The sequence below is a fragment of the Brevibacillus sp. MCWH genome (assembly GCF_013096935.1).
Taxonomy (GTDB): Bacteria; Bacillota; Bacilli; order Brevibacillales; family Brevibacillaceae; genus Brevibacillus; species Brevibacillus aydinogluensis.
Genome location: NZ_SDLF01000006.1, coordinates 107,942 through 132,980, shown reverse-complemented (window position 1 = coordinate 132,980; position 25,039 = coordinate 107,942). Strand labels below are relative to the sequence as shown.

Here is a 25,039-nt window from a genome sequence, read left to right as displayed (position 1 = left end):
AGGGGATGGGGACTTTTTTTTCGCGCAGGTCCGCCGCTTCGTCCGGGAGGGAGCGACCCTTTTTCCGATCATGTACGCGTTTCACACTCATTTTTTGGGAGGATTTTCGATGAAGAAACTGACTGGCAGCCAAATCCGCCAAATGTATCTCGATTTCTTCAAAAGCAAGGGACACCACGTGGAGCCGAGCGCGCCGCTGATTCCGCACGACGACCCGTCGCTTCTGTGGATCAACTGCGGGATGGCACCGCTGAAAAAGTACTTTGACGGCCGAGTCGTGCCGGACAACCCCCGAATTGTCAACTCGCAAAAATCGATCCGCACCAACGACATCGAAAACGTGGGACGCACGGCTCGTCACCACACGTTCTTTGAAATGCTGGGGAACTTCTCCATCGGCGACTATTTCAAAGAAGAGTCGATCACCTGGGCATGGGAATTCCTCACCAGCCCGCAGTGGATCGGATTTGAACCGGAGCGTCTGTGGGTTACGATTCACCCCGAGGACGACGAGGCGTTTGACATCTGGCACAAAAAAGTGGGCATTCCCGAAGAGCGGATCATTCGCCTGGAAGCCAACTTCTGGGACATCGGCGAAGGCCCCTGCGGTCCCAACTCCGAGATTTTTTACGATCGCGGCGAGCGCTTCGGCAACGATCCCAACGACCCGGAACTGTACCCGGGCGGCGAAAATGAGCGTTTCCTGGAAGTGTGGAACCTGGTCTTCTCGCAGTATAACCACAACCCGGACGGCAGCTACACGCCGCTGCCGAAAAAGAACATTGACACCGGCATGGGGCTGGAGCGGATGGCGTCCATCATCCAGGACGTGGACAACAACTTTGAAACAGACCTGCTGTTCCCGCTGATCGAGGCGACCAGTGCCATCTCCGGCGTCGCCTACAAGCAGGACCCGGACCTGGACGTGGCGCTGAAGGTGATCGCCGACCACGCCCGCACCGTCGTCTTTGCCATCAGCGACGGCGCGCTGCCTTCCAATGAAGGGCGCGGCTACGTCATTCGCCGCCTGCTGCGCCGTGCAGTGCGGATGGGCAAAAAGCTTGGCGTGGAGCAGCCGTTCCTCTATCGCCTGACGGAAACGGTCGGCAGGATGATGGGCGATTTCTATCCGGAAGTGGTGGAGAAGCGCGCCTTCATCGAAAAAGTGATCCGCGCCGAAGAGGAACGCTTCCACGAAACGTTGAACGACGGCCTCGCCATTCTGGCCGAAATGGTGAAAACGGCAAAGGCGGAAGGCAAGAGCCAACTGTCCGGCCAGGACGTCTTCAAAATGTACGACACCTACGGGTTCCCGGTTGACCTGACCGAAGACTTTGCCGGCGAACAAGGGCTGACGGTGGACCGCGAAGGATTCGAGCGGGCGATGGAGGAACAGCGCGAGCGTGCCCGTGCCGCCCGCCAGGACGTGGACAGCATGCAGACACAGGGCGGCCCGCTTGCCGATTTGACGGTTACGAGCGAATTTGTTGGGTATACTGAATTGGTAGCGAATGGCAAGGTAGAGGCGATCATCGCCAACAACCAGCTTGCTGACGAGGCGGAAGAAGGACAGACTGTCCAGGTCGTCTTGAGCCGTACCCCGTTTTACGCGGAAAGCGGCGGTCAAATCAACGACGAGGGCCTCATCATTTCCGACTCCGTCAAGGCGCGCGTCACCGACGTGCAAAAAGGGCCGATGGGCCAACACGTGCATACCGTCGTTGTGGAGGCAGGCACACTGCGCGTCGGCGAAGAAGTCCGCGCCGAAGTGAACCGGAATGCCCGACTCGACATCACCAAAAACCACACGGCCACACACTTGCTGCACCAGGCGCTCAAAGACGTGCTGGGCACGCATGTCAACCAGGCCGGTTCGCTGGTGGCGCCGGATCGCCTGCGGTTTGACTTCACCCATATCAGTGCGGTGACTCCGGAAGAACTGGAGCGGATCGAAGCGATCGTCAACGAAAAAGTGTGGGCCAACCTGAACGTAGACATCTTCCACAAGTCCCTTGACGAAGCGAAGGCGATGGGAGCGATGGCGCTGTTCGGTGAAAAGTACGGCGAGATCGTCCGCGTGGTCAAGGTGGGTGACTACAGTCTGGAGCTGTGCGGCGGCTGCCACGTGTCCAACACGGCGGAAATCGGCCTGTTCAAGATCGTCAGCGAGAGCGGCATCGGGGCGGGCACGCGCCGGATCGAAGCAGTGACGGGACGCGGCGCCTACCACTACCTCAACCAGCAGCTGAGCACGCTGAAAGAGGTGGCCAACGCACTCAAGGCACCAGTCCTGGCAGAGACGCCGGCCCGCATCGAGGCGCTCCAGCAGCAGTTGAAGGACGTGCAGCGCGAAAACGAATCGCTGCGCGCCAAACTGGGCAACATCGAAGCAGCGTCGCTGACCGACAAACTGAAAGAGGTGGAAGGCGTCAAGGTGCTGGCTGCCCGCGTCTCCGCGACCGATATGGATAACCTGCGCGGCATGGTAGACGAGCTGAAAAACAAACTGGGATCGGCTGTCATCGTCCTTGGTGCGGTGGACGGCGAGAAGGTCAACCTGGTGGCCGGCGTGACCAAAGACCTGATGGACAAGGGCTTCCATGCAGGCAAACTGATCAAGGAAGTGGCCACCCGCTGCGGCGGAGGAGGCGGAGGCCGTCCTGACATGGCCCAGGCGGGCGGCAAGGACCCTGCCAAGCTGCAAGAGGCGCTGGAATTGGTCTACGATCTGGTGAAAGGACAGGCGGTGGCGAAGTAACGCCGCCGTCTCTCCTCGCCACGTATTGCCTGACAAGAAAAGTGTTCGATCGACAAGGAATCGGCCGTTTTGAGGCGAATACACATGTGAAGAGCGAATGCGGAAGAGTCTCAGAGGAATCGAGGTGTTGATCGTGAGTTCGATGGATAAAACCATGAAGTTCACGGTGCCCAAGGAAAATAATACGGTGGAAGTGCGGGAGACGCTGACAGAGGTCTACAAGGCCCTGCAAGAGAAGGGGTACAACCCGATTACGCAGATCGTCGGCTACCTGCTTTCCGGTGATCCGGCATTCATTCCCCGCCACAACAATGCGCGCAGCCTGATCGGCAAAATTGAGCGGGACAGAATTATTGAAGAGCTGGTAACCGTCTACTTGTCGGAAGAACGCAAGTAGGTGTGTGCAGGCAATGGCACGAATTCTGGGATTGGATGTGGGCGAGAAAACCATCGGCGTGGCCGTCAGCGATGAGCTGGGCTGGACCGCCCAAGGGGTGGAGACGATCAGGCGCCAGTCAAAGGAGAAGGATCTCGCCCGCTTGAAAGAATGGATACAATATTATCAGGTCGGCGAAATTGTCGTGGGCCTGCCCAAAAATATGAACGGCACCATCGGAGCGCGCGGGGAAAGCTGCCAGGCGTTTGCCCGTTGGCTCGAGGAACGGACGGGGCTGCCTGTACGTCTTTGGGACGAACGGCTGACCACCATGGCCGCGGAGCGAATGTTGATTACTGCCGATGTCAGCCGGCAAAAACGCAAAAACGTGATAGACAAAATGGCGGCCACATTAATCCTGCAGGGTTACTTGGACGCAAAATCGAGGTGACCGAGATATGAGCGAAGAACTGTTTGATGAGTTTGAAGTCGGGGATGTGATCGCACTGACCGAAGAAGGCGATGACAACCCGCGTGATTTCCGTATCATGTACATTTTTGACATCGAAGACCGCACGTATCTCGTGCTGGTTCCCGTCGACCAGGAAGATGAAGAGGAGTACGAGGTTCACTTCCTGCGCTACGACGGCACTGACATGCTCCAGCCAATCGAGGACGATGCGGAGTGGGAACAGGTGGAGGCGACGTTCGAGACCCTGATTGCCGACCTGGAAAAAGAAGAGCTGTAAGAGCAATAACGGGAGGGCGATGCAGCCCTCTCGTTTTTTTGCCCGTGGCGTTGCGCTCCGCCTGCCTGTCGCCTGCATGATGTGCCCAAAAACTGCATGGATCACGTGCTGATGACAGCAGGACATGCCTTGGGTATAATGGAAAAGATGCAGGGACGAGCCCTCTTTGGGGTCCCAGGTGCCTTGTGTCGAAATCAATGGATTGGCAGCGAGGCACCGCGAAAAAAGGAGGACTCTGTCGTGAATCATCTGTCACTGAAACAAGATCGCAGCGCCGAATGGCCGCCGCCCAAGCGGCGCAGGCGCGGCCGCCTGTTTCGGTTGGGGGTCGCGCTGTTCTGTCTGCTGATCGCGGCGGGAGGAGCGGCATTTTACGTGTATCAAGGGCTGCAGCCGCCAAATGGCGAGCGCACAGTTAAAACGGTAACCATTCCGTCCGGTTCGTCGGTGCGGGAGATCGGCCGTCTGCTGGAGGAGCAGGGGCTGATCCGCAACGCCGACCTGTTTGCCTACTATGCCAAATACCAGGGGATCGGCTCCCGCCTGCAGGCCGGGACCTACCAGTTTCAGACGGGTGCCACCGTCGATGAGATCCTGCTAGCCATGGCGCAGGGCAAGATCGTGGTGAACTCCGTTCGCTTTACCGTGCCGGAGGGCTGGAACGTGGAGCAGATCGCCGATCATCTGGCCCAAAAAGGACTTGTTGACAAGGCGGAATTTTTGCGGGAAGTGGAGCAGGGAAGCTTTCCGGAGTTTCCGTTTGTCGCGGCCATTCCGAAAACAGAAGGGCGAAAATACCGCCTGGAGGGCTACCTGTTCCCCGAGACGTACGAAGTGAAAAAGGGGGCCAGCGCGCACGAGATCATCGCCAAGATGCTCGCCCAGTTCCAAAAGGAATGGCAACCGGAGTGGACGGAAACGTTGAAGCAGAGGAACATGACCATGGATGAGGCAGTCCGCCTGGCGTCCATCGTGGAACGGGAAGTCGTGGTGGACAAGGAGCGGCCGATCGTGGCCGGTGTCTACTACAACCGGCTGCGTGAAGGGTGGCTGTTGCAGGCCGACGCCACCGTCCAGTTTGTTCTCGGCAAGCAGCGCGACCGGCTGACGTATGACGATCTAAAGGTAAACAGTCCGTACAACACGTACAAGCATCCGGGACTGCCGCCCGGGCCGATCGCCAACCCCGGCCGGGCGTCGCTGGAAGCCGTCGTCCATCCGGCCCAACACGATTATTTCTTTTACGTGACCAAAAAGGACGGTTCGTCCGAGCATTACTTTTCCCGCACGCTGGCCGAGCACCAGGCCAACGATGCGAAAAGCAGAGGGAACTGACGCGGTTTCCTCTGTTTTTTGCCCGCGGGTATGCTATAATGATCCGGTTGTTAGGTTAGGGAGCGTGATGTGATGATTACCAATCCGGCGATTGATGCTTATGTGACGGGGCTGATCCCGCCGCGTTCCCCGCTGCTGGCGCGATTGGAGCGGGAAGCGGCGGAAGAGGGCATTCCCATCGTCCAACTGCCGACAGCGCAGACGATCCGGATGTTGCTCCAGCTTCACCGGCCGCAGTCGATTCTGGAAGTGGGGACCGCCATCGGTTATTCCACCATCTGGATGGCGGAGGCGGCACCGGAAGCCCGTATCGTCACGATGGACATCGACGAACAGCGTCTGGAGCGGGCGCGTGCCAACATCGCCGAAGCCGGGTTGTCAGAGCGGATCGAGATTCTCAATAGAGACGCCACGCTCGGTCTGCCGGACACGTACCAATTTGACTGTCTGTTTATCGACGCCGCCAAGGGACAGTACCGCACGTTTCTCGATCTCTACCTGCCGCTGTTGCGCGAAGGAGGGCTGGTGCTGTCTGACAACGTCCTGTTTCGCGGGCTGGTGGCGGCGCCGGAAGAAGCGGGAAAACGACAGCGGTCGCTGGTGGACAAGCTGCGGCAGTTCAACACCTGCCTGGCGCAGCATCCGCAATTGGAAACGACGTTTGTTCCGGTGGGCGACGGCCTGGCCGTCAGCCTGAAGCGGACAGCCGATTACACAACTGAGAACGGTCCCCGGCTGTAAGGCCAGGGAGTAGCCAGAGGAAGGAGACATGGAGCATGGGTCACCCCGTATTGATTGGGGTCGCCGGGGGCAGCGGCTCCGGCAAAACAACCGTGGCGCGGGAACTGTTTCGCCAGTTTCAAAACGACAGCGTCGCCATGATTGAGCAGGATTCGTACTACAAGGACCAGAGCCACCTCAGTCTGGAAGAGCGTGCGATGACCAATTACGACCACCCGTTTGCGTTTGACAACGATCTGCTGCTGTTTCACCTGCAGGAGCTGATGCAGCGCCGACCGATCCAAAAGCCGATTTACGATTTCAAGGTGCACAATCGGAAAAAGGAAACAGTGCTGGTGGAGCCGAAAGACGTGATTATTCTGGAAGGCATGCTGATCCTGGAAGATCCCCGCATCCGCGACCTGATGGACATCAAGGTGTTTGTCGACACTGACGCGGACGTGCGCATCGTCCGGCGGATCATGCGCGACATCGAAGAGCGCGGCCGTTCGCTTGAATCGGTGGTCAACCAGTACCTCAACGTCGTACGGCCGATGCACCTGCAGTTTATCGAGCCGACCAAGCGGTACGCCGACGTGATCATCCCGGAAGGCGGCTACAACCGGGTTGCGCTCGATCTCCTGTCGACCAAGATCCGCAACATCCTGCTGGAGAAACAGCAGCTCTCCAACGCGTAAGCGACGTCAGCCAGGCCGGGAAAAAGATCGCTGCCTTGCCGGGCCGATCGAAGCCGCAGGCAGCGTGACCGGCTCAGTCAGGGACATCACCGCACGTGAATATCTGAACCGATACGCGAGCGCACCGCTAACTAGCGGCGCGCTTTTTTCATGCCTGAGCTGTGAAAACGAAGGGTCCCATCAGGTTTTCCCGCCACCTTCTCCGGCAATACTGGAAAAAAAAGGCGGGGGGATTGCGCATGGACCTGGAACGACGGGTGAAACGGCGCCACTTTCTCGTGCTGTTGTTCATGACGCTGGTGTGGGCCGGGCTGTTGGTCCGCCTCTGGTGGATACAACTGTGGGCATCGCACCGCTTCTCCAAACACGGCATCGATTTGGTGAAAAATGCGGTCAAGCAGCGGCAGCAGAGTATCGTGTTAAACAGCGGCCGGGGCGACATCCTCGACCGAAACGGCTACCCCTTTACAGGAGAGGAACAACTCGCCCTGCTTTTGTTCCCTTTGGCGAGGAGCAGCCTGCAGGACAACGGCGTTTGGAAGCGGCTGGCGGAGATCGTGCAAGTGCCGAAAACGATGCTGACAGACGTGATGACCAAAGCGAAAGCTCCGATCATGCTGAGGCAGACAGACGGCAGGCTGGTCCCATTGAGCGAGCGGCAGGCGGATCAGGTAAACGCGCTGGGGATTCCCGGCGTCCTCGCCCTGAAGGTGACGGAGCGCTATCGGACGGACGAGGTGGCCAAGCACGTGATCGGCTACATCCACCGCAATCCCGATCTGGTCCGCAAGCTCTATCCGGACGAGTGGGCGGAAGGAAAAATGAACGCGGACAGCACGGTCGGCGCGTCCGGCCTGGAACGCAGCTTTGACCGGTTTTTGCAGGGCGTGGAGCCGTCCGTGCTCTCCTACTATGTGGACGGCGAGGGAAAGCCGCTCAAGGGTCTGGACATCCGCTACACGCGGCAGGAAAACGAGTACTACCCGCTGTCGCTGGTCACCACGCTGGACGCCGACCTGCAGCGCCGCTTGGAGCGGGCGGCGGACAGCGCCGGTATGCAAGAAGGGGCGATCGTCGTGCTGGATGCCGAACACGCAGACGTCCTGGCGATGGTCAGCCGGCCGCAGTACGACCAGACGAAGGTGGACGTGCAGCAGGGGGCGTGGCGAAACCGCGCTGTCAAGCAGTACACTCCCGGTTCCGTATTCAAGACGGTTGTGGCCACGGCTGCCCTGGCGGAGGGGCTGGTTTCCCCCACCGAGCGGTTTGTCTGCCGCGGCAGTTATGGCAAATACGGCTTTTCCTGCTGGAAGCGGGACGGTCATGGTGCGCTGACAATGGAGGAGGCGTTTGCCCAGTCCTGCAACATCACCTTTGCCGAAATTGCCAAACGGATCGGCGGGGACAAACTGGAAGACTACGCCCGCCGTCTGGGCTTGTCTTCTCCGGTGGGCCACGTCACGCCGCACCTGTTCAAACTGGACGGTTTTCGGCAGATGGACGGCGAGGAGCAGGGACGGGTGTTCGCCGAGTCGGTATCCCGCCAGGATGAAGGTGTATTGATCCAGACAGCGATCGGCCAGCGGGATGTGCGGATTACGCCGCTGCAGGCCGCCAATCTGATGGTGACCATCCTGCGGGGCGGGCAGCCCGGCCAGGTGCGGTTGGTGAGTGAGATCGCGTATCGAAACGGTCAGACGTTTTACCGCTTTCCGGAGCACCGGCTGCCGGAGTCGGGGATTGACTATGTGACAGCCAAAAAAATGAGGCGCCTGCTGCGCCTCGTCGTAACCGAAGGAACGGGCCGGCTGCTGCTGCAGGCGCCGTGGCCGGTGGCGGGCAAAAGCGGCACCGCGCAGACGGGGGCTGGCGACGGCAGCAACCACCTCTGGTTTGTCGGCTACACGCCGGTCGACACCCCCCGGTACGCCATTGCCGTCGTCGCGGCAAACCAGCCAGCCGGGGAGTCGACCAAGGCTATGGAGATTTTCCGTCGCGCTGTCGAAGCGATCGCCGAGTGGCAAGCTCAACCTTCTCCACTTCGCGCAGGGAGTTTTCCAGAATAAAAGCGCGCGCCTGCAGCTTGTCTTGTCTGTTCAGTCCGACAATCAGCATGATCGGCGATGAAGACATGTAGAGGGACTGATTTGCCTTCGTCCAAATCGTACGGCGGTCTCCCTTGCTGGGCGTCAGCCTTTTGATGGTGTGGCTGTGCCAATCTCCGATGTACTGCCAGCGCTGCCGTCGGCTCAACTTGCGCACCAGCCTGCGCAGGTGGTCGTCGTCAAACAAGATGGCGTTGGGATGACGAACGGCTTTGGGACCGGGATCGCTGGCATAGGTAATCAGCCACTCTTTATCGTTTAACGCGTATCCCATCAATATCCCTCCCGTTTCCAGGGAGGGATTATTTCTGACTGAAAGTTCGATCTGCTTCCACGCCTTGGGCGTGATATACAGCGAGGTCATGGCCTGGTTACCTCCTTGACTCAACCTCCACAGGTCCGCCATTTATCCTATGCTGCAGCATGCCAATGTGATTGTGACTTTTGTCATGCGACTATTGTCGAAAAAAGGTTGTCAGAAAAAGTGGTTGTTTTCTATAATTTAGAAAAAATATGAATGCTAGGAAAGGTTTGATGCTATGCCAATGGCTTCTGTAAATCCTGAACTGGTCGGCAAAGTGCTGGCCGAGGATCTCTATTCGGATGCCGGTGTGCTGCTGTTGCCTCGGCGAACCGTACTGACAGCCGCTCACGTGAATTCGCTGCGCAAACAGCGCATCACGCGCGTCAGCATCGCAGAAGACCTGTCTGAGGGGAATGGCGAAAAGATCTCCGCCCAGCTGCTGGACAAGGGTGGGGACCGGGAGATTGTGGTCTGCTACCTGGAAGCGATGGAGCAGACGAGGCGGCTGTTTGAGCGCGTGGACATTGGACAGATGCCGAGCCTGCACGAGTTCTGCCAGGCGTTTCAAACGCTGGCGGATCAGGTGGGGGAGCGGCTCGGGCTGTTTCGATCCCTGTACGTGCTGGAAGGTGCGGACAGCTACACGTACCGCCACTCCCTCAACGTTGGGATTCTCTGTACGCTGATCGCCCGCTTGTTGAAATGGGACGAGGAGCGTATCTCGTTGATGGGAGCGGCCGGTTTTCTGCACGATATCGGCAAAACGCGCGTGCCGCGGGAAATCCTGCTCAAACCCGGCAAGCTGACGGACGAGGAATTTGCCGAGATGAAGCGGCACACCGTGTACGGGTACGAGATTCTCAAGCAGATGGAGGACGCTCACGAAACACTCGCGATTTGTGCCCTGCTGCACCACGAGCGGCTGGACGGCTCCGGCTATCCGGACGGGCGGAAGGATGAGCAGATCCCGTTGGAGTGTCAGGTGGTGGCAGTTGCCGACATGTTTGACGCAATCTGCTCCGACCGCGTCTACAAGCAGCGGACGTCCCCGTTTGAAGCGGCCCGCATGCTGTGGAAGGAGGCGTGCGACGGTCTGCTCAACATTGAAATCGTCTCCCCGTTCGTCCACTACATCGCCCAGCTTTACGTGGGAGCCAAGGCGCGGCTTAACAACGGAGAAGAGGTGCAAGTGATCCTGATTCACCGGGATGAGCCGATGCGTCCGTTGGTTCGCCGGCAGGGAGAGTTTATCGATCTTCGCAACCACCGCCAGTTGTGCATCGATAAAATGCTGGGATAGCCGCCGTTGGCCGGTCGTCGTGATGCATATTGCCGGAAGCCGACGAGGCCAATCGTCGCGTCCCGGTCATGTACGGTCATGGTAAAGGTACGACCATCAATATCCGTGATAACCGACACCTTCCGCATGCCCGCGGTATCCGTTTCCAAGCCCCGGGGCAAGGCGGGAGGTGTTTGTTCTTGTAAAAAAACAAAAGCATTCCTGTCCGTTATGGGAAGCGGAAGAAACGATCTGATGTTGATATGCCAAAATTGTGGGAGTAAAATAACAAGAAAAAGCAATAAAAATCCATTGAAATTTGTTGCAATTCGATCCGTTGACAAGACAAACAAAAGGAGGAACTGCGTGTCATGTTGGTTTCAAAAAGGCAGCAGGAGATTCTCGAACTGCTGGAACAGAAGGGACACGTCTACGTATCCAACTTGAGCAAGCAGTTTCAGGTGACGAAAGAGACGATACGCCGCGATCTGGAGGCATTGGAGAAACAGGGATTGATTCACCGCACGCACGGCGGTGCAGTGATGAACCAGCGGGAAAAAGAAGTATCGCCGCTCATACAGCGCGAAGTCGCCCATCTGGAAGCGAAGCGGGAGATCGCCAGGGAAGCGGCCAAAGGCATCCAGGACGGGGACATCATCGCCCTCGACTCCAGCGACGTCTCCTTTCAGTTGGCCCGGCTTCTGGGCGAGCGGGAGATCACCGTAATCACCAATTCCATCGCCGTCACCCTGGAGTTTCTCCGTCAGGACAAGGTAAAGGTGATCACCGTCGGCGGCTACTTGAACAAGGACTCCACCTCGTTTTTCGGAACGATGACGGAAAAGTCCATCGAAGGTTACCACGTGGATAAGTTCTACTTCTCCTGCCACGGGGTTCATCTGGAACACGGCATATACGAGAACAACGAGATGGAAGCGCAGGTCAAACAGAAGTTTATCTCAATCTCCGACCGCTTGATCCTGCTGGCCGACCACACGAAGTTCGGGCAGAAGTCGCTGACCAACCTGCTCTCCCTGGACAAGGTGGACCAGATCATCACGGATCACGGATTGCCGCTCAACCAGTTGTCCGCTTTCAAAGCAGAGGGGTTGAATATACAACTCGCCCAGTCGTAAAAGGTGGGTTCTTTTCTGTTTTCCAACCCAACATTTTCGCCTGGAAAAGAGAAGCAATTCCGCAAAATCGTGTGGGATTGCTTCTCTTTTGTTGGTTTCGGAATATTGAAAAAGCAAAAAAATGCGGATAATATGTGGGACAAACAAAGCATCAATCGATTCAGGAGGAGCCGAGATGCAGAACAAGCTGGTGTTTGGAATTGATTTTGGAACGGAATCGGCTCGCGCCGTTCTAGTGGATGCAGCAAACGGAGAAGTGAAAGCGATTGCAACCAAACCGTACACCCACGGCGTAATCGTGGAGACGCTGCCGGGTACGTCGGTTCGGCTGGACAGCGAATGGGCGCTGCAGGACCCTCAGGATTACCTGGATGCGCTGGTGGATACGATCCGAGCCTGCATGAAAGAGGCCGGGGCCAGACCGGAGCAGGTGATCGGCATAGGGGTGGACTTTACCGCCTGCACGATACTGCCGATCCGCGCTGACGGAGAACCGCTCTGCGCCGATCCCGCCTTTCGCGGCAACCCGCACAGTTGGGTGAAACTGTGGAAGCACCACGCAGCAGAACCGGAAGCAAACGAGATCACCGCGCTGGCACGGGAGCGAGGAGAAGCGTTTCTCCGCTATTACGGCGGCTCCCTCTCGTCTGAGTGGCTCCTGCCCAAAGTACTGCAGATTCTGCGCGAAGCCCCCGAGGTGTACCATGCGGCAGACCGCTTCGTGGAGGCGGGGGACTGGATCGTCCAGCAGTTGACGGGCGAATTGAAGCGCAACTCCTGCGCGGCGGGGTACAAGGAAACCTGGAACAAACGGAACGGCTACCCGCCGTCTGATTTTTTGAAAGCCCTTCATCCGGACATGGAGCATTTTGTCCGTGACAAGATTGCCACCCCGATCTGCCCGGTCGGCACCTACGCCGGCCATCTGACGGAAGAGATGGCCCGTCGGCTGGGCCTGACGGAACAGGTGGCTGTCGCCGTGGCCACGATAGATGCCCATGCGAGCGTGCCTGGGGCGGGGATCGTCGAACCCGGTCAGATGCTGATGGTGATGGGAACGTCCATCTGCCACATGGTGATGGCGGAAGAGGAACTGTTTATCCCGGGGATAAACGGCGTTGTGGAAGACGGGATTCTCCCCGGACTGTATGGATACGAAGCTGGGCAGGCTGCCGGAGGCGACACGTTGGCCTGGTTTATCCGTCACGGCGTGCCAGCTGCCTATCACCAGGAAGCGGAACAGCGGGGCATGTCCCTGTACGCCCTCATGGAAGAAAAAGCGAGGGCGATCAAGCCGGGAGAGAGCGGGCTCATCGCGCTGGATTGGCTGAACGGTAATCGCTCCGTGCTCAACGACGCCTCCCTGTCCGGCCTGATCGTCGGCATCCGGCTGGAGACGAAGCCGGAAGAGATTTACCTTGCCCTGATGGAAAGCCTGGCGTTTGGCACGCGCACCATCATCGAAGCGTTTGAAAACGGGGGCCTCCCCATCCGCAAGCTGTACGCCTGCGGCGGTTTGTCCGTCAACAACCGCCTGCTGATGCAAATTTTCGCCAACGTGACAGGCAAGCAGGTGGAAGCAGTTTCGAGCCCCAATGCTTCCGCGCTGGGCGCCGCCATGTTCGGCGCGGTCGCTGCAGGGGCAAACGCCGGCGGCTACGATTCGATCATGGAAGCGGCCAGCCAGATGAAAGACGGCCACTCCGTCGTCTACCGGCCGGATGATCAGGCGCGTCAGACGTACGACCGGCTCTACCGGCTGTACAAGGAGCTTCACGACACCTTTGGACGGGGAACCCTGATGAAGGAATTGAAATCGGTAAAAAAATGGACGGAGCGTTTGACATGAAAATTTGCGTGGTTGGCAGTTTGAACACGGATATGGTAATCAGGACCAAGACGTACCCCCGCAGAGGGGAGACGCTGTTTGGCGAGACGTTAGACATCCTCCCGGGCGGCAAGGGCGGCAACGCCGCGACCGCGATCGCCCGGCTGGGCAAAAAGGTGCTGCTGGTCGGATCGGTCGGACAGGACTCGTTTGGCGATCGGCTGCTGGCGGAGCTCAAGGCCAACGGCGTCGACGTGTCGGGGGTGAAGCGCAGCGCAGCGGCCAAGACCGGGACGGCGATGATCACGATTGACGCCTACGCGGAAAACACCATGCTGGTGGTGCGCGGGGCCAATGCGGACCTGGCACCGGAGGACGTCGACAAGGTGCTCCCCGAGCTCCAGTCCTGCCGCATCCTGCTGACGCAGATGGAAACGGGCGAGCGGGCGGTCGTCTACGCGATGCAGAAGGCCAAGGAGAACGGCAGTCTGGTGATTCTCGACCCGGCGCCGGCGGAAGGCATCACGATGCGGGCGCTGCAGTACGCTGACATCGTCATTCCGAACGAGCAGGAGACGAAGTACATGACCGGCATTGAGATTGATGGTCCCGACGACGCCCGACAAGCGGCCCGGTACTTCCAGTCGCTCGGCGTTTCCCGGTCGATCATCAAGATGGGGCAGCGGGGCTGCCTGGTCTTCACCCCGGAACGCTCGGAGTACATCGAAGCGATTCCGGTTCAGGCGGTGGACACAGTCGTCGGTGACACGTTTTCCGGCGCGCTGGCCTGTGCGCTGGCCGACGGAAAAGACTTGTTTCAGGCAGCCCGTTTTGCAAGCGTTGTCAGTGCGCTGAAGGCAACCCGTTTCGGCGCCCAGGTGGGCATCCCCACACTGGCGGAAGTGCGGTCCTTCATCGCCGAACGCGGACTGCGCGAATATTTGGACGGGACAGCCGCGGCACATGACTGACGGAGGTGTGGACGATGCAGCCGTATTTGTTGGAAATGAAACACATCAGCAAGACGTTTCCGGGGGTGAAGGCGCTCGACGACGTGCAGTTGGCGGTGCGTGCAGGTGAAGTGCACGCCTTGATCGGAGAGAACGGGGCGGGCAAGTCGACGCTGATCAAAATCCTGGCAGGCGTGTATCACCCCGACCCCGGAAGCCGCTTTTTCTTTGACGGCAAGGAAGTGGAGATCAAAAAGCCGCTGGACGCGACCCTGCAGGGCATCTCCATCATTTATCAGGATTTGAGCCTCTTTCCCAACCTGAGCGTGGCGGAAAACATCTGCATGGGCCGCGATGCCGGAAAAGGACCATTTCGCCTGGTCAAGCGGAAAGAAAAGAGGGAGCTGGCCGCCCGCATCCTGAACGAATGGGGTTTTGGCATCGATCCTGACGCCCGCCTGGACACGCTGAGCATCGCAAAGCAGCAGCTCGTCGCCATTGCCAGAGCGATTGCCTTCGAGGCCAAGCTGATCATCATGGACGAGCCCACCTCGTCGCTCTCGTCCGGCGAAGTGGAGCTGCTGTACAAGGTGATTGACGACTTGAAACGAAAAGGCATCGCCATCCTGTTTGTCAGCCACAAGATGGAGGAGTTGTTCAAGGTGTCGGACCGGTTCACCGTGCTGCGGGACGGGAAGTACGTCGGCACGTACGCCAGGGAAGAGCTAAACGAAGATAAGCTGATCGCACTGATGGTCGGACGAAAAGTGGAGGCGGTGTCGAGGCAGGAGACGCAGCCGGGCGAGCCGGTCCTGGAAGTCGTCTCGCTGTCCAAGCGGGGCCATTTCAAGGACGTCTCGTTTACCCTGCGAAAAGGGGAAGTGGTCGGCATCACCGGGCTGGTCGGTTCGGGTAGGACGGAGCTGGCGCATGCGTTGTTCGGCTTGCAGCGGCCGGACGCAGGCGAGATCAGGTTGAACGGAAATGTGGTGAACATTTCATCCACAGCGGAGGCGGTAAAACTGGGCATCGCCTATGTGCCGGAAAGCAGGCAGCGGGAAGGACTGATCCTGCAGCAGTCGATCGTCCGCAACGTCTCCCTGCCGATCCTCAAGCAGTTGAAAAACCGCCTGGGGTGGATCGACGGAAATCAGGAGGCAAAACTGGCCGAGGGATACATCCGCTCGCTGGACATTCGCCCCGCCATCCCGGAGATGGCCACCGGCAACATGTCAGGCGGAAACCAGCAAAAAGTGGTCATTGCCAAATGGCTGTCGACAAACCCGCGCATCCTGATCGTCGATGAACCGACCAACGGGATCGACATCGGGGCGAAGACGGAAATTCACAAACTGATCCGCTCTCTGGCTGCCAACGGGCTGGCGGTGATTGTCATCTCGTCCGATTTGCCGGAAGTGCTGGCCGTCAGCGATCGCGTGCTGGTCATGCGAAAAGGGACGATTAGCGGGGAACTGTCCATAAAGGAAGCGACCCAGGAGAAAATCATGAACCTGGCTTTGATCGGGCGACCAAAGGCAAAAGGAAATGAGGCGGTCGGATTATGAACAAAATCCTGAAATCAAGCGAGTTTGGAATCGGAGTCATCCTGCTGCTGCTGTCCGCGGCGCTGGCGGTCACCAGTCCCGTCTTTTTGACGGCGGACAACATCCTCGACATCTTGAAGGGCAATGCCGTGCTGGGAATCCTCGCAATTGGGATGACGCTGGTGATCATCACCGGCGGGATTGACGTCTCCGTCGCTGCAGTGACGGCCGCCATCACCGTCATCATCGGCAAATTGGCCGTTTCGCTGCACGACAGCGGATGGAGTCTGGCCGCCATTTTTCTCGCCGCGCCGCTCGCGGGAGTGCTGTTCGGCCTGGTAAATGGGCTGCTCGTCGCCAAAACAAAGATTCCACCGATCGTGGCCACGCTGGGCACCAAAAGCATCCTGGCCGGTGCCACGCTGTACGTCACAAACGGGGCGTACATGAACAGCAGCGATTTGCCGGAAGCGTTTCTCCGCTTCGCCCAATGGAAACCTTTCGGGGTATCGGTTCTCATCCTCATCTTTTTTGCGGTCGCGCTGTTTACCTGGTTTCTGCTGAATCACACCGTCATCGGCCGCTCGGTCGTGGCGATGGGCGGCAATCCGGTTTCGGCAATGCGGGCGGGGATTCACCTGCAGTCCGTACAGTTGTTTGTATACGCTTACATGGGCTGCCTGGCGGGCATTGCCGCGATCGTGCAAACCGCGTACACCAAAGGGGTGGACCCGAACGGGTTCAACGGCTTCGAGCTGACCGTTATCGCCGCCGTCGTCCTGGGCGGGGCCAACATCATGGGCGGCTACGGTTCCATCCCGGGAACGATCCTGGGTGTGCTGCTGCTCGGTGTGATGCAGAACGGTCTGATCCTCGCCCATGTCGATACATTCTGGCAGGATATCGTGACCGGCGCGATTATCTTGATCGCCGTCACCTATGACGTGATCAAGCGGAAGCGCGAGGAAGCCAACCGGGCAAAAATCGAGATCGAGGCGTAGGAGCGGGGTGAGGACATGAATTTTCTCTCGAAAGAATGGATTCTCGGCTACGTGTTTGCGGGACTGTTTCTGTTGATGACGCTGTTTGTCCCGGGATTTTTTGACACGTACAACCTGATCAACATGCTGTTTCAACTCCCCGAACTGGGCATATTGTCGCTGGGAATGATGGTCGTGCTGCTGACGGCGGGGATCGATTTGTCGATCACCTTCCTGGCGGCGCTGGCTGGCGTGATCGTGGCAATGCTGCTGACCAACGGGTATTCCGTGCCGGTTTCCATCCTGGCCGGCTTCGCCACTGCGCTGGCCGGGGGGCTTCTCAACGGATTTTTCATCGCCGTCGTCGGCGTTTCCCCTATTCTGGTCACGCTGGGCACGATGACTTTGTTTGAGGGGATTGTCCTGCTGCTGACAAAAGGCAACAGCATTTCCGGCTTTCCGGAGAGCTACTCACTGATCGGCAACGGCCTCTTGGGAGTCGTTCCGATTCCGATCCTGATCTTTGCGGTGATTGCCGTGATCCTGTCCATTCTGCTGAACAAGACAGCGTGGGGCCGCAGCGTCTACATGTTCGGCAACAACCCGACGGCGACGCTGTTTTCCGGGATTAACACGACCCGGGTCGTCCTGTTGGTCTACCTGTTTGCCGCATTAATGACCGCGGTGGCGGCCATCATCATGACCAGCCGCTACAATTCTGCCAAGGTGGACATCGGCAGCTCGTACCTGCTGCAAAGCATCGCGGTCGCAGTCCTGGGCGGCACCAGCATTTCCGGCGGGTACGGCAAAGTGATCGGAGTCGTGCTGGCCGTGGGGATTTTCCAGATCATCTCCAACGGGCTGAATCTGCTGGGCGTCTCCAGCATGGTCATCGACATCCTGATGGGCACCATCCTGATTGGCGTCCTGCTGATCAACTATGTCTCAGCAAAGCGCAAGCAAAGTCAGACCGCGTGAAGGGAGGGATGCTGCCGAACCTATAAAGTCATCCGCTTCTTTCACCTTTTGTCCAATACAAAATCTCTGATCAAGAGACACAGGGGGAGTTTTGATGAAAAAGATGAACAAAATGCTGTCTGTTTCCGTCTCCGTTTTGCTGACACTGGGCTTGATGACGGGCTGTGCCGTACAGAAAAATCCGGCCGCTCCTGCTGATGGCGCGGCAGGGGGGAAAAGCGACGGCAAGCTGACAATCGCCGTCGTTCCCAAACTGGTCGGTATCCCGTACTTCAACGCGTCGGAAAAAGGGGCAAAGCAGGCAGCAGACGCACTGGGCGTTGAGCTGATCTACACCGGCCCGACCCAACCGGACGCCGCGCAGCAGGTGAAGGTGATCGAGGACCTGATCGCCAAAAAGGTGGATGTGATCGCCGTCGCGCCGAACGACGCCGCCGCGCTGACGCCGGTGCTGAAAAAGGCGAAGGATCAAGGCATCAAGGTGATGGACTGGGACACGCCAGCCGATCCTTCGGTGGTTGAACTGTCCGTCCATCAAATCGACGACGAAGTGTACGGACGCCACATGGTTGACCTTCTTGTCCAGGCGATGGGCACCGACAGCGGTAAAGTGGCGATCGTGACGGGCGGCTTGTCGGCGCAAAACCTGAACACCTGGATCGACTGGTCGAAAAAGCAGATTGCCGAGAAGTACCCCAACCTGCAGATCATCGGGGACAAGATCGGCACGGACGAGAAACAGCAGGTGGCGTACCAAAAGACGCTTGACCTGCTGAAGGCCAACCCCGACCTGAACGGCATCCTGGCCTACTCCACGGTGGCGCCGCTCGGTGCAGCTCAGGCGATCCAGGAAAAAGGCCTGCAGGACAAGGTGTCGCTCGTAGGCGTGGCGCTGCCCAAGGACTCGAAACCGTTCCTGGAAGACGGATCGCTCGATACGGCGACGCTGTGGGACCCGGTGAAACTGGGCTATTTGACCGTCACCCTGGCCAAAGACCTGGCGGAAGGCAAGAAGCCGACCGACGGCCAGGAGGTGGCGAACGTCGGCAAGATCGAAGTGAAGGAAGACGGCAAAACCGTCATCATGGGACCGCCGAGCGACTTCACCAAGGAAAACGCCGGCAACTACGATTTTTAATCAGAGCCGCACAGACGCTGTCAACAAACGGAGGCTGCCTGTATTCAGGCAGCCTTTCGTTAGAGAGGTTCAAAGGCAAGCCGCTCTCCAAACTCTATGTAGAACTTCTTCAAGCCATGGCTGGTAATTTGGTATCGATAGTCATACAGGCATTATTGAGTATGTTTTGTAATCATATAAAAACAAACCAAATTACAAAGAGTCCCTATGCCAAGAAAGCCCCGCACGGCAGGAGGAACATCCAAATAAAGCGTCTCGATCAGCATCGCGACAAACAAGATTAAGTAAGTGATTTGCAAAAAGATTTTCTTATTCATTTTCGCACCTCGATCCATAGGCGAAAAAGCCATTGTCCATTACAGACTAATGTCTCTATTCTCATTATTGAATATACACTTACTAAAATAAACATCGGGTTCGTCCAATTTTTGTAATTCATCACTTTCTGGGCTGAGGCAAGGTTGGCAGCAACTTCTGCACTCGCTTGCAGACGAGAGTAGGTTGCATACGCATCTCCAGTGATACCCGCTAGCGTAGTCACAGTTGCAGCCCCTGCAAGAACCGCTTGCGCCAATCCTGCGGCGCCAGCCGGGAAACCTGCTACAATGCAGAAAAAGGATGTGATTGATTTTCTGTCAATCACATCCTTTTTCTCCTACCTGCCCTGCGTCTGCTTCGTCCGATAAAACTCATTAAACAACTTCATCAATGCCCGCTTCTCGATCCGCGACACGTACGAACGGGAAATGCCCAGCTCGCGGGCGATTTCCCGCTGTGTCTTCTCTTTGTCCTGGTCCAGACCGAACCGGCCAATGATCACTTCTTTTTCCCTCTCATCGAGGATGTGGATGTGCTGGTAGATCTTGTTTGACTCCAGCTTGAGCTGCACGGTGTCCACGACCTCGTCAATCTCCGTGCCCAGCACGTCGATCAGGGTGATTTCATTCCCTTCCTTGTCGGTTCCGATGGGGTCGTGCAGCGACACGTCCTTTTTGGTTTTTTTCAAACTGCGCAGATGCATCAGAATCTCGAGTTTACTGTCAAACGTATGCGGACCGTCGTATGTGGCAGCGGCGGGTGCCGCTTGTTGGCGTGCAATCCGTGACTGGTGTGTCTGTGTTGTGCTTATCTCCTCAACGTCACATTCTCTCGCCAGCCGAGCTCGTACGAAATCCGTCTGACAGTCTCCTTAAGCACCTGGATTAATTCAGGCAGCCGCTCGTCGCCGAATCGAACATCCGGACCGGCAATGCTTAATCCGGCACAGATGCGGCCGAGATGGTCAAAAATGGGCGCCGCCACCGCCGCGGTGTTTTCCTCCAGTTCCGAATAGCTGACGGTATAGCCGTTTTTCCGCGCTTCGGCGAGTACGTCCCGGAGCCGCTGCTTGTCCGTAATGGTTCCGGAAGCGTATGGAACCAGCGTGGTCGCGTTTATATACTGTTCACGTTCCTGTTCGTCCAGAAAGGCGAGGATGATGCGGGAACAGGCTCCCGCGTAGAGTGGGGATCTTCTGCCAATTTTCGTATAAAGCCGGACCGGATGCAGTGTGTCCAACTTCTCAATATACATGGCCTGGTCCCCGTCGCGAACGATCAGATTGACAGCCTCGTCCACCTGATCCCGCAAGGTTTTCATCAATGGCAACGCGATTTGGCGGATATCCAATCGCTCGGCCACCAATTGGCCGAACTGCAGGAATGTCAACCCCAGCGAGTAGCTGCCGTCTTCGTTTTTCTGTAAGAATCCCATCTCTTCCAGCGACCCTGTCATGCGGTGAATGGACGTTTTGGGCATGCCCGACAGTTCTACCATCTCATTGAGGCTTAGTTTCGCGTGTTGGAGAAACAGATTCAGCACTTCCATCGATTTGACAAGTGTCTTGTTCTTGTGTTGTACCATGAGCCCCTTGATCCTCCCCAGCCAATCAAAAGATGGACCCCAACGACTACGGGTGAAGATTTGGTCATGCACAGACCGCCGCAGAGTGGTGTTCCGTATTTCAGAACATTCATTTCAAAATTGTTACTATTATGATAGTATTTCGTAAATGAGAAAATCAACATGTACATTTTGAAAATGGACGAGGGCTGGCAGTCCAATTTCGCTTTGTTTGCCAATCCGCTACTTTTGACAAGCCCAAGCCGCATAACTTCTGACAGGGAGGGATGTGCGGTGCGTGTACAGCTCATACCTGGAGATTCTGCTCACAGTCTCCGATCCGCCTGTTATCAGTACTTGTCAGGAAAATACAGGAGGGAGAAGCTGAATGGTCGGGATTTACGCCAGGGTGAGTACGGAGGAACAAGCGAAAAGCGGATTCAGCCTCAACGACCAAATCAGGGAGTGCCGGAAGAAAGCGGGGACCTGCGAGGTGGTCGAATACGTCGATGACGTATCGGGTGAGTTTCTCGACCGGCCTGCCCTCACCAAACTGCGGCATGATGTAAAAGAAGGCTTGATTACAAAAGTAATCTGCCTGGACCCGGACCGGCTTTCGCGCAAGCTGATGAACCAGCTGATCATCACGGATGAATTTGACAAACGCGGGGTTGAGCTGGTGTTTGTCAATGGAGAGTACGCCAAAACGCCGGAAGGGCAGCTGTTTTACAGCATGCGCGGGGCCATCGCGGAATTTGAAAAAGCCAAGATCAATGAGCGGATGAGCCGGGGACGGAGGGAAAAGGCGCGGCAAGGTCGAGTGCTGCGGGATTTTAAAATCTACGGATACGGCTATGATCCCGCCACCGAGCAATTGGTGGTGAAAGAGGACGAGGCCGTGGTGATCCGGCTCATCTTTGATCTTTTCACACAGCCCAACGGCCTGGTGCAGGGCATCAATGGAATTGCAAAGTACCTGACGGACAAGGGAGTGCCGACAAAACGGGGAGCGAAAGTGTGGCACCGGCAAGTGGTTCGGCAGATTCTGATGAACGAAGCGTACATCGGGAAATTTTATCAAAATCGCTGGAATACGGAGGGGATGCTGGGAAACAGGTTTCGTTCGCCCGAGGAGAAAGTCCGGATGAGACAGCGGCCAAAAGAAGAGTGGATTTTACTCCCGTGCCCTGCGATTGTCGATGAATCCACCTTTGCGCTGGCACAAAAAATGCTGAAGGAAGCACGGAGGCGATGGGCCGGCAGACGGCTTCATTCCTATTTGTTAAGCGGGTTGGTCCGCTGCGGCGACTGCGGCAATACGATGACCGGGCGAAAGACAAAGCATTGGGGGAGGGACGTCTACGAGTACACGGACATCAAAAACACGGCGGGAGCCAAACACCGCGGCTGCGGGCGGCGCGTGAAGTGCGACGAGCTGGACCGGGAAGTGTGGGAAACCATCCGAACCTGGCTGAATCAGCCGGAGGAAATGGCGGCAGCCGTTGAGCAGCGCGACGAACCCTCGTTTGAGCAAGCTGAAATGGACCGGCTGACGAAAGAGTTGAACAAAACCAGAGTCGGCCGCAAGCGGTTGCTGAAGCTGTTTGCGTCAGGGGAAGATGCACTGGGAGAAGAGGAGCTTCGCCAGGAACTGCAAGAGCTGAAGAACAAAGAAGAGCGATTGGTGCAGCAGCTTGCAGAATGGCAGGAGCGGGTGAAACGCATGGAGGAAACGGGGGAGAACCGGAATGTCCTTTGGGAAGCGGCCAACTACTACTTGTCCAAGGCGCCTGAGGAGCTTACGTTTGAAGATAAACGGGAACTGATTCGCCATGTCGTACGCGAGGTCAAGGTCTTTCAGGATCACATCGCCGTCTACACCTTCTGATTCAGATGCATCCCGATTGACAGTAGGAGATCATTTTCAATGCAGCGGGCGGCATACGTCGCCAGTTTGGTCCCTTTTTCTACCTGGTAGCTCTCGATGGCTTTGATCAGTCCGATCGTCCCGATGGAAATCAGGTCTTCGCTGTCTTCGCCGGTGTTTTCAAACTTTTTGAGGATGTGAACACAATTCGATGCCATTTCCAGATGAAAGGAACTGCTGCCGCTTCAACTCGTCAAGGGCGCCGACGGCCGTGACTTGCACTTCGTCGCCATCAAAGCGGATCAGGATCTCATCAACCAACGTTTCCACGATATGGCGCTTATCCGCAAAGCTGAGTTGATCGCCGCCGCTCTCTACAAACGTTCGAATCGTTTGCGTCAGCTGAGCCGCTTGGGTGGCGGAAAGCTTTCTTTCCAACACTTCGGACAGTTGCTTTTCATAGCCGGAGAGTTCTTGCTTTAGCGACGTTAACCCGGCGTTGATGTGCCGCATTTCGTTGAGCATCTCTTGTTCGTCGATGACTTCTCGCTTGAACATGAGTTTAATCTTTTCTTTTTCCTTTTCTTTCTGCTCGATTTGCCGTTTGATATTCTCCGCAGCAGACTGCAGCTCCATATGAAGCTCTGTCGATCGGTTTTGCAACCGTTCGATGTAATCAGCGGGATTGGACAGCGTTTCCAGGACTAACCGCCATACGAAATCGTCGAGCATATCGGCGCGCAGCGTTCGGGTTGGACACTTTTCGACGCCTTCGCCATACCGCTTTGGAGTTTTGTTTGGACAACGATAACACGTGTAACGGATCTTTTCCCCTGTCTCTTTATGAGTTCGCCCGCTATACGTCGTTGCCTGCCACATCCGGCCGCAATGTCCGCAACGGATCATGGATTTTAACAAGTAATCATATTTGACGTTTCCCGATTTCTTTTTGTTTTTCTCTCTCCGCGACTGCGCCAGGGCGAAAACCTGCGGGTCAATGATGGGAGGAACCTCGACCAGAATCCAGTCATTTTCATCGCGGAACGTAACCGTTTTTTTGGGGTTCCCGTTCTTCGTTTTTTCTCCGCGGATTTTGCGTGTTTCCCGCCGATTGTAATAAAACCTGCCGATATACACTTCCGACGTTAACACGCGCCGAATGGAACTGGCACTCCAGTTCCGGCTTTCACCGCGTTTCGGCACGGCTCCGAGCGAATACAGACGTTCCCCGATCTCCCGCAGCGTATAATGATCATAGACATACCAGTGATACATTTTGCGGACAAATTCTGCTTCCTCCTCATTGATCACCAACGTATGCCCGCTCAGGTCATAACCGTACGGAGCCGTCCGCATCGGCATAATTTTTTTCTCTTTCTCCACCGCTTTGAGTCGGCCGCGCACCGTCCGTTTTTTAATCAACGACAACTCGTACTGGGCAATGGAGCTCATGAGATTGAAAAAGAGCTGTCCCTCCGGAGTGTTTCGGTACTCCGTATCCACGAAGATGATCTCAACATCGCTTCTCTCCAATTCTCGGCAGAGGATTAATTTATCGGTCAAATCTCTGGTCAATCGGTCGGGATGTGTAACAATCAATCGATTGATGATTCCCTGCGCGACATCCTGCCTTAAGTCATTCATCGCCGGTCGGTCGATGTCCTCGCCCGTAAAACCTTCTTCGCGATATACCTTTAGCATCTTTTCGGAAAGCCCCATGTCTCTCGCTTTTCGAATGCAAATCTCAACTTGCGCATCAAGACTGGTTCCCTCAGACGCCTGCATGCCCGTTGAAACCCTTGAGTAGATTGCGGTGTACATGATGAAACAGGCTCCCTTCAATCTTTGCTAATACAACCAATGACACCCGAAGCAACAAAAAAACCGGCTTATTCAGTCGGTTTTAAAAATCAATCGTTTTAAGATATAGTCGATAACTGCGTATTTGGCCTCGTTGGCGGATAAGGCGCTCGAGGGGGGGGGAACCGCAAAAGGCTGCGGCACATATACGATTTTGATGGTCGACATTCGTCCCATGCTCCTCACCTCAATACACCTTATTCCGCCGGTCGATTGTCCTAACACAACCGATCGATGTTTTCGACAAAGGTGCATTTCTCTTTCCTCAATAGGTCAGGGGAGCGGAGTTGCCGCGGATGGCGCTATCGGACGGAATGTCACAAACCTGTGCCTGTGTTGTGATAGCCGGAAAAAAGCTGCGCGTTGAGAATCTCATCCGCCAGGAGAAGATCACGGAAGCGTATCTGATCCGCCTGGTGGATGAAGTTTGCTGCCGGTTTTTTTGAGAAGAGCGCAAACGACATGCCAGTGTGGCAGAGGTGAACGGCAGGTGGGCAACGTTATTGGACTGGCTCCGCTCATGGTATAAAAAACCGGTAACACTCGTTTTTCG

The 25,039-nt window shown here is 56.8% G+C and carries 21 protein-coding genes and 3 pseudogenes; 17 read left to right on the top strand and 7 right to left on the bottom strand.

The window, feature by feature from the left end; translation table 11 throughout:
• Positions 1–109: 109 nt before the first annotated feature.
• The 8 genes and pseudogenes from alaS (at position 110) to ETC00_RS07705 (ending at position 8,702) form a co-directional block, all read left to right on the top strand.
• Entirely contained in the window at positions 110–2,758 is a 2,649-nt protein-coding gene (gene alaS / locus ETC00_RS07740) for an alanine--tRNA ligase (protein ID WP_171565413.1), read from the top strand.
• A gap of 133 nt (positions 2,759–2,891) precedes the next feature.
• The gene (locus ETC00_RS07735; protein WP_171565412.1) at positions 2,892–3,155 is read left to right on the top strand and encodes an IreB family regulatory phosphoprotein; all 264 of its coding nucleotides are present in this window, start codon (positions 2,892–2,894) and stop codon (positions 3,153–3,155) included.
• Positions 3,156–3,168: 13 nt separating this feature from the next.
• Positions 3,169–3,585 (top strand): Holliday junction resolvase RuvX, encoded by a 417-nt coding sequence (ruvX, locus tag ETC00_RS07730; RefSeq protein WP_171565411.1) that lies wholly within the window; start codon positions 3,169–3,171, stop codon positions 3,583–3,585.
• A 7-nt stretch (positions 3,586–3,592) separates the two neighbouring features.
• Positions 3,593–3,883, top strand: coding sequence for a DUF1292 domain-containing protein (locus ETC00_RS07725; protein ID WP_171565410.1), 291 nt, complete (start codon positions 3,593–3,595; stop codon positions 3,881–3,883).
• A 240-nt stretch (positions 3,884–4,123) separates the two neighbouring features.
• The gene (gene mltG / locus ETC00_RS07720; RefSeq protein ID WP_230076733.1) at positions 4,124–5,218 is read left to right on the top strand and encodes an endolytic transglycosylase MltG; all 1,095 of its coding nucleotides are present in this window, start codon (positions 4,124–4,126) and stop codon (positions 5,216–5,218) included.
• A gap of 72 nt (positions 5,219–5,290) precedes the next feature.
• Entirely contained in the window at positions 5,291–5,959 is a 669-nt protein-coding gene (locus ETC00_RS07715) for an O-methyltransferase (protein WP_171565409.1), read from the top strand.
• A 32-nt stretch (positions 5,960–5,991) separates the two neighbouring features.
• Positions 5,992–6,636 (top strand): annotated as a pseudogene (udk, locus tag ETC00_RS07710) (uridine kinase); the annotation flags it as partial.
• Positions 6,637–6,875: 239 nt separating this feature from the next.
• A complete protein-coding gene (locus ETC00_RS07705; protein ID WP_171565407.1) occupies positions 6,876–8,702 on the top strand; it encodes a peptidoglycan D,D-transpeptidase FtsI family protein in 1,827 nt (608 codons plus the stop codon).
• On the opposite strand, the gene ETC00_RS07700 is transcribed toward ETC00_RS07705, so the two are convergent.
• Entirely contained in the window at positions 8,614–9,105 is a 492-nt protein-coding gene (locus ETC00_RS07700; RefSeq protein ID WP_171565406.1) for a Mov34/MPN/PAD-1 family protein, read from the bottom strand. The two genes, ETC00_RS07705 and ETC00_RS07700, sit on opposite strands and share 89 nt — an antisense overlap.
• A gap of 175 nt (positions 9,106–9,280) precedes the next feature.
• Here ETC00_RS07700 and ETC00_RS07695 point away from each other — a divergent pair, with 175 nt between their 5' ends.
• From ETC00_RS07695 to ETC00_RS07660, 8 genes are all read left to right on the top strand, one after another.
• Positions 9,281–10,345: an HD-GYP domain-containing protein gene (locus ETC00_RS07695; protein WP_171565405.1), complete on the top strand. Its 1,065-nt coding sequence runs from the start codon at positions 9,281–9,283 to the stop codon at positions 10,343–10,345.
• A 350-nt stretch (positions 10,346–10,695) separates the two neighbouring features.
• A complete protein-coding gene (locus ETC00_RS07690) occupies positions 10,696–11,460 on the top strand; it encodes a DeoR/GlpR family DNA-binding transcription regulator (protein WP_171565404.1) in 765 nt (254 codons plus the stop codon).
• A 175-nt stretch (positions 11,461–11,635) separates the two neighbouring features.
• Positions 11,636–13,309, top strand: a complete 1,674-nt coding sequence (locus ETC00_RS07685) for a ribulokinase (RefSeq protein WP_171565403.1) — start codon at positions 11,636–11,638, stop codon at positions 13,307–13,309.
• Positions 13,306–14,259 (top strand): ribokinase, encoded by a 954-nt coding sequence (rbsK, locus tag ETC00_RS07680; protein WP_171565402.1) that lies wholly within the window; start codon positions 13,306–13,308, stop codon positions 14,257–14,259. Before ETC00_RS07685 ends, rbsK begins: the two co-directional genes overlap by 4 nt.
• A gap of 14 nt (positions 14,260–14,273) precedes the next feature.
• Positions 14,274–15,803: a sugar ABC transporter ATP-binding protein gene (locus ETC00_RS07675; protein WP_171565401.1), complete on the top strand. Its 1,530-nt coding sequence runs from the start codon at positions 14,274–14,276 to the stop codon at positions 15,801–15,803.
• On the top strand, positions 15,800–16,783 hold the full coding sequence (locus tag ETC00_RS07670) for an ABC transporter permease (RefSeq protein WP_171565400.1): 984 nt from the start codon (positions 15,800–15,802) through the stop codon (positions 16,781–16,783). The genes ETC00_RS07675 and ETC00_RS07670 overlap by 4 nt, the downstream gene beginning before the upstream one ends.
• Positions 16,784–16,798: 15 nt before the next feature.
• Positions 16,799–17,740, top strand: coding sequence for an ABC transporter permease (locus ETC00_RS07665; protein WP_171565399.1), 942 nt, complete (start codon positions 16,799–16,801; stop codon positions 17,738–17,740).
• Positions 17,741–17,834: 94 nt separating this feature from the next.
• Positions 17,835–18,878, top strand: coding sequence for an autoinducer 2 ABC transporter substrate-binding protein (locus tag ETC00_RS07660; protein WP_171565398.1), 1,044 nt, complete (start codon positions 17,835–17,837; stop codon positions 18,876–18,878).
• Positions 18,879–19,191: 313 nt separating this feature from the next.
• On the opposite strand, the gene ETC00_RS07655 is transcribed toward ETC00_RS07660, so the two are convergent.
• The 3 genes and pseudogenes from ETC00_RS07655 to ETC00_RS07645 all read right to left on the bottom strand — a co-directional run bounded on the left by ETC00_RS07655 (position 19,192) and on the right by ETC00_RS07645 (position 20,780).
• Positions 19,192–19,521, bottom strand: a complete 330-nt coding sequence (locus tag ETC00_RS07655; RefSeq protein ID WP_171565397.1) for an adenine nucleotide alpha hydrolase family protein — start codon at positions 19,519–19,521, stop codon at positions 19,192–19,194.
• 12 nt (positions 19,522–19,533) lie between these two features.
• Positions 19,534–19,908, bottom strand: a pseudogene (locus ETC00_RS07650) (sigma-70 family RNA polymerase sigma factor); the annotation flags it as partial.
• Between the two features lie 95 nt (positions 19,909–20,003).
• Positions 20,004–20,780 carry an IclR family transcriptional regulator gene (locus ETC00_RS07645; protein WP_171565396.1) on the bottom strand — a complete coding sequence of 259 codons (777 nt, stop codon included), beginning with the start codon at positions 20,778–20,780 and terminating at the stop codon, positions 20,004–20,006.
• A gap of 367 nt (positions 20,781–21,147) precedes the next feature.
• On the opposite strand from ETC00_RS07645, the gene ETC00_RS07640 reads away from it, so the two are divergent.
• Complete coding sequence (locus ETC00_RS07640) at positions 21,148–22,647, top strand: recombinase family protein (RefSeq protein WP_171565395.1); 1,500 nt, start codon at positions 21,148–21,150, stop codon at positions 22,645–22,647.
• Between the two features lie 14 nt (positions 22,648–22,661).
• Here the strand turns inward: ETC00_RS07640 and ETC00_RS07635 are convergent.
• The 3 genes and pseudogenes from ETC00_RS07635 to ETC00_RS20840 all read right to left on the bottom strand — a co-directional run.
• Positions 22,662–22,826: pseudogene (locus ETC00_RS07635) on the bottom strand (sigma factor); the annotation flags it as partial.
• Positions 22,807–24,447, bottom strand: coding sequence for a recombinase family protein (locus ETC00_RS07630; protein ID WP_171565393.1), 1,641 nt, complete (start codon positions 24,445–24,447; stop codon positions 22,807–22,809). The gene ETC00_RS07630 and the pseudogene ETC00_RS07635, both read right to left, overlap by 20 nt.
• A gap of 72 nt (positions 24,448–24,519) precedes the next feature.
• Positions 24,520–24,654 carry a hypothetical protein gene (locus ETC00_RS20840; protein ID WP_256379863.1) on the bottom strand — a complete coding sequence of 45 codons (135 nt, stop codon included), beginning with the start codon at positions 24,652–24,654 and terminating at the stop codon, positions 24,520–24,522.
• Positions 24,655–25,039 lie beyond the last annotated feature (385 nt).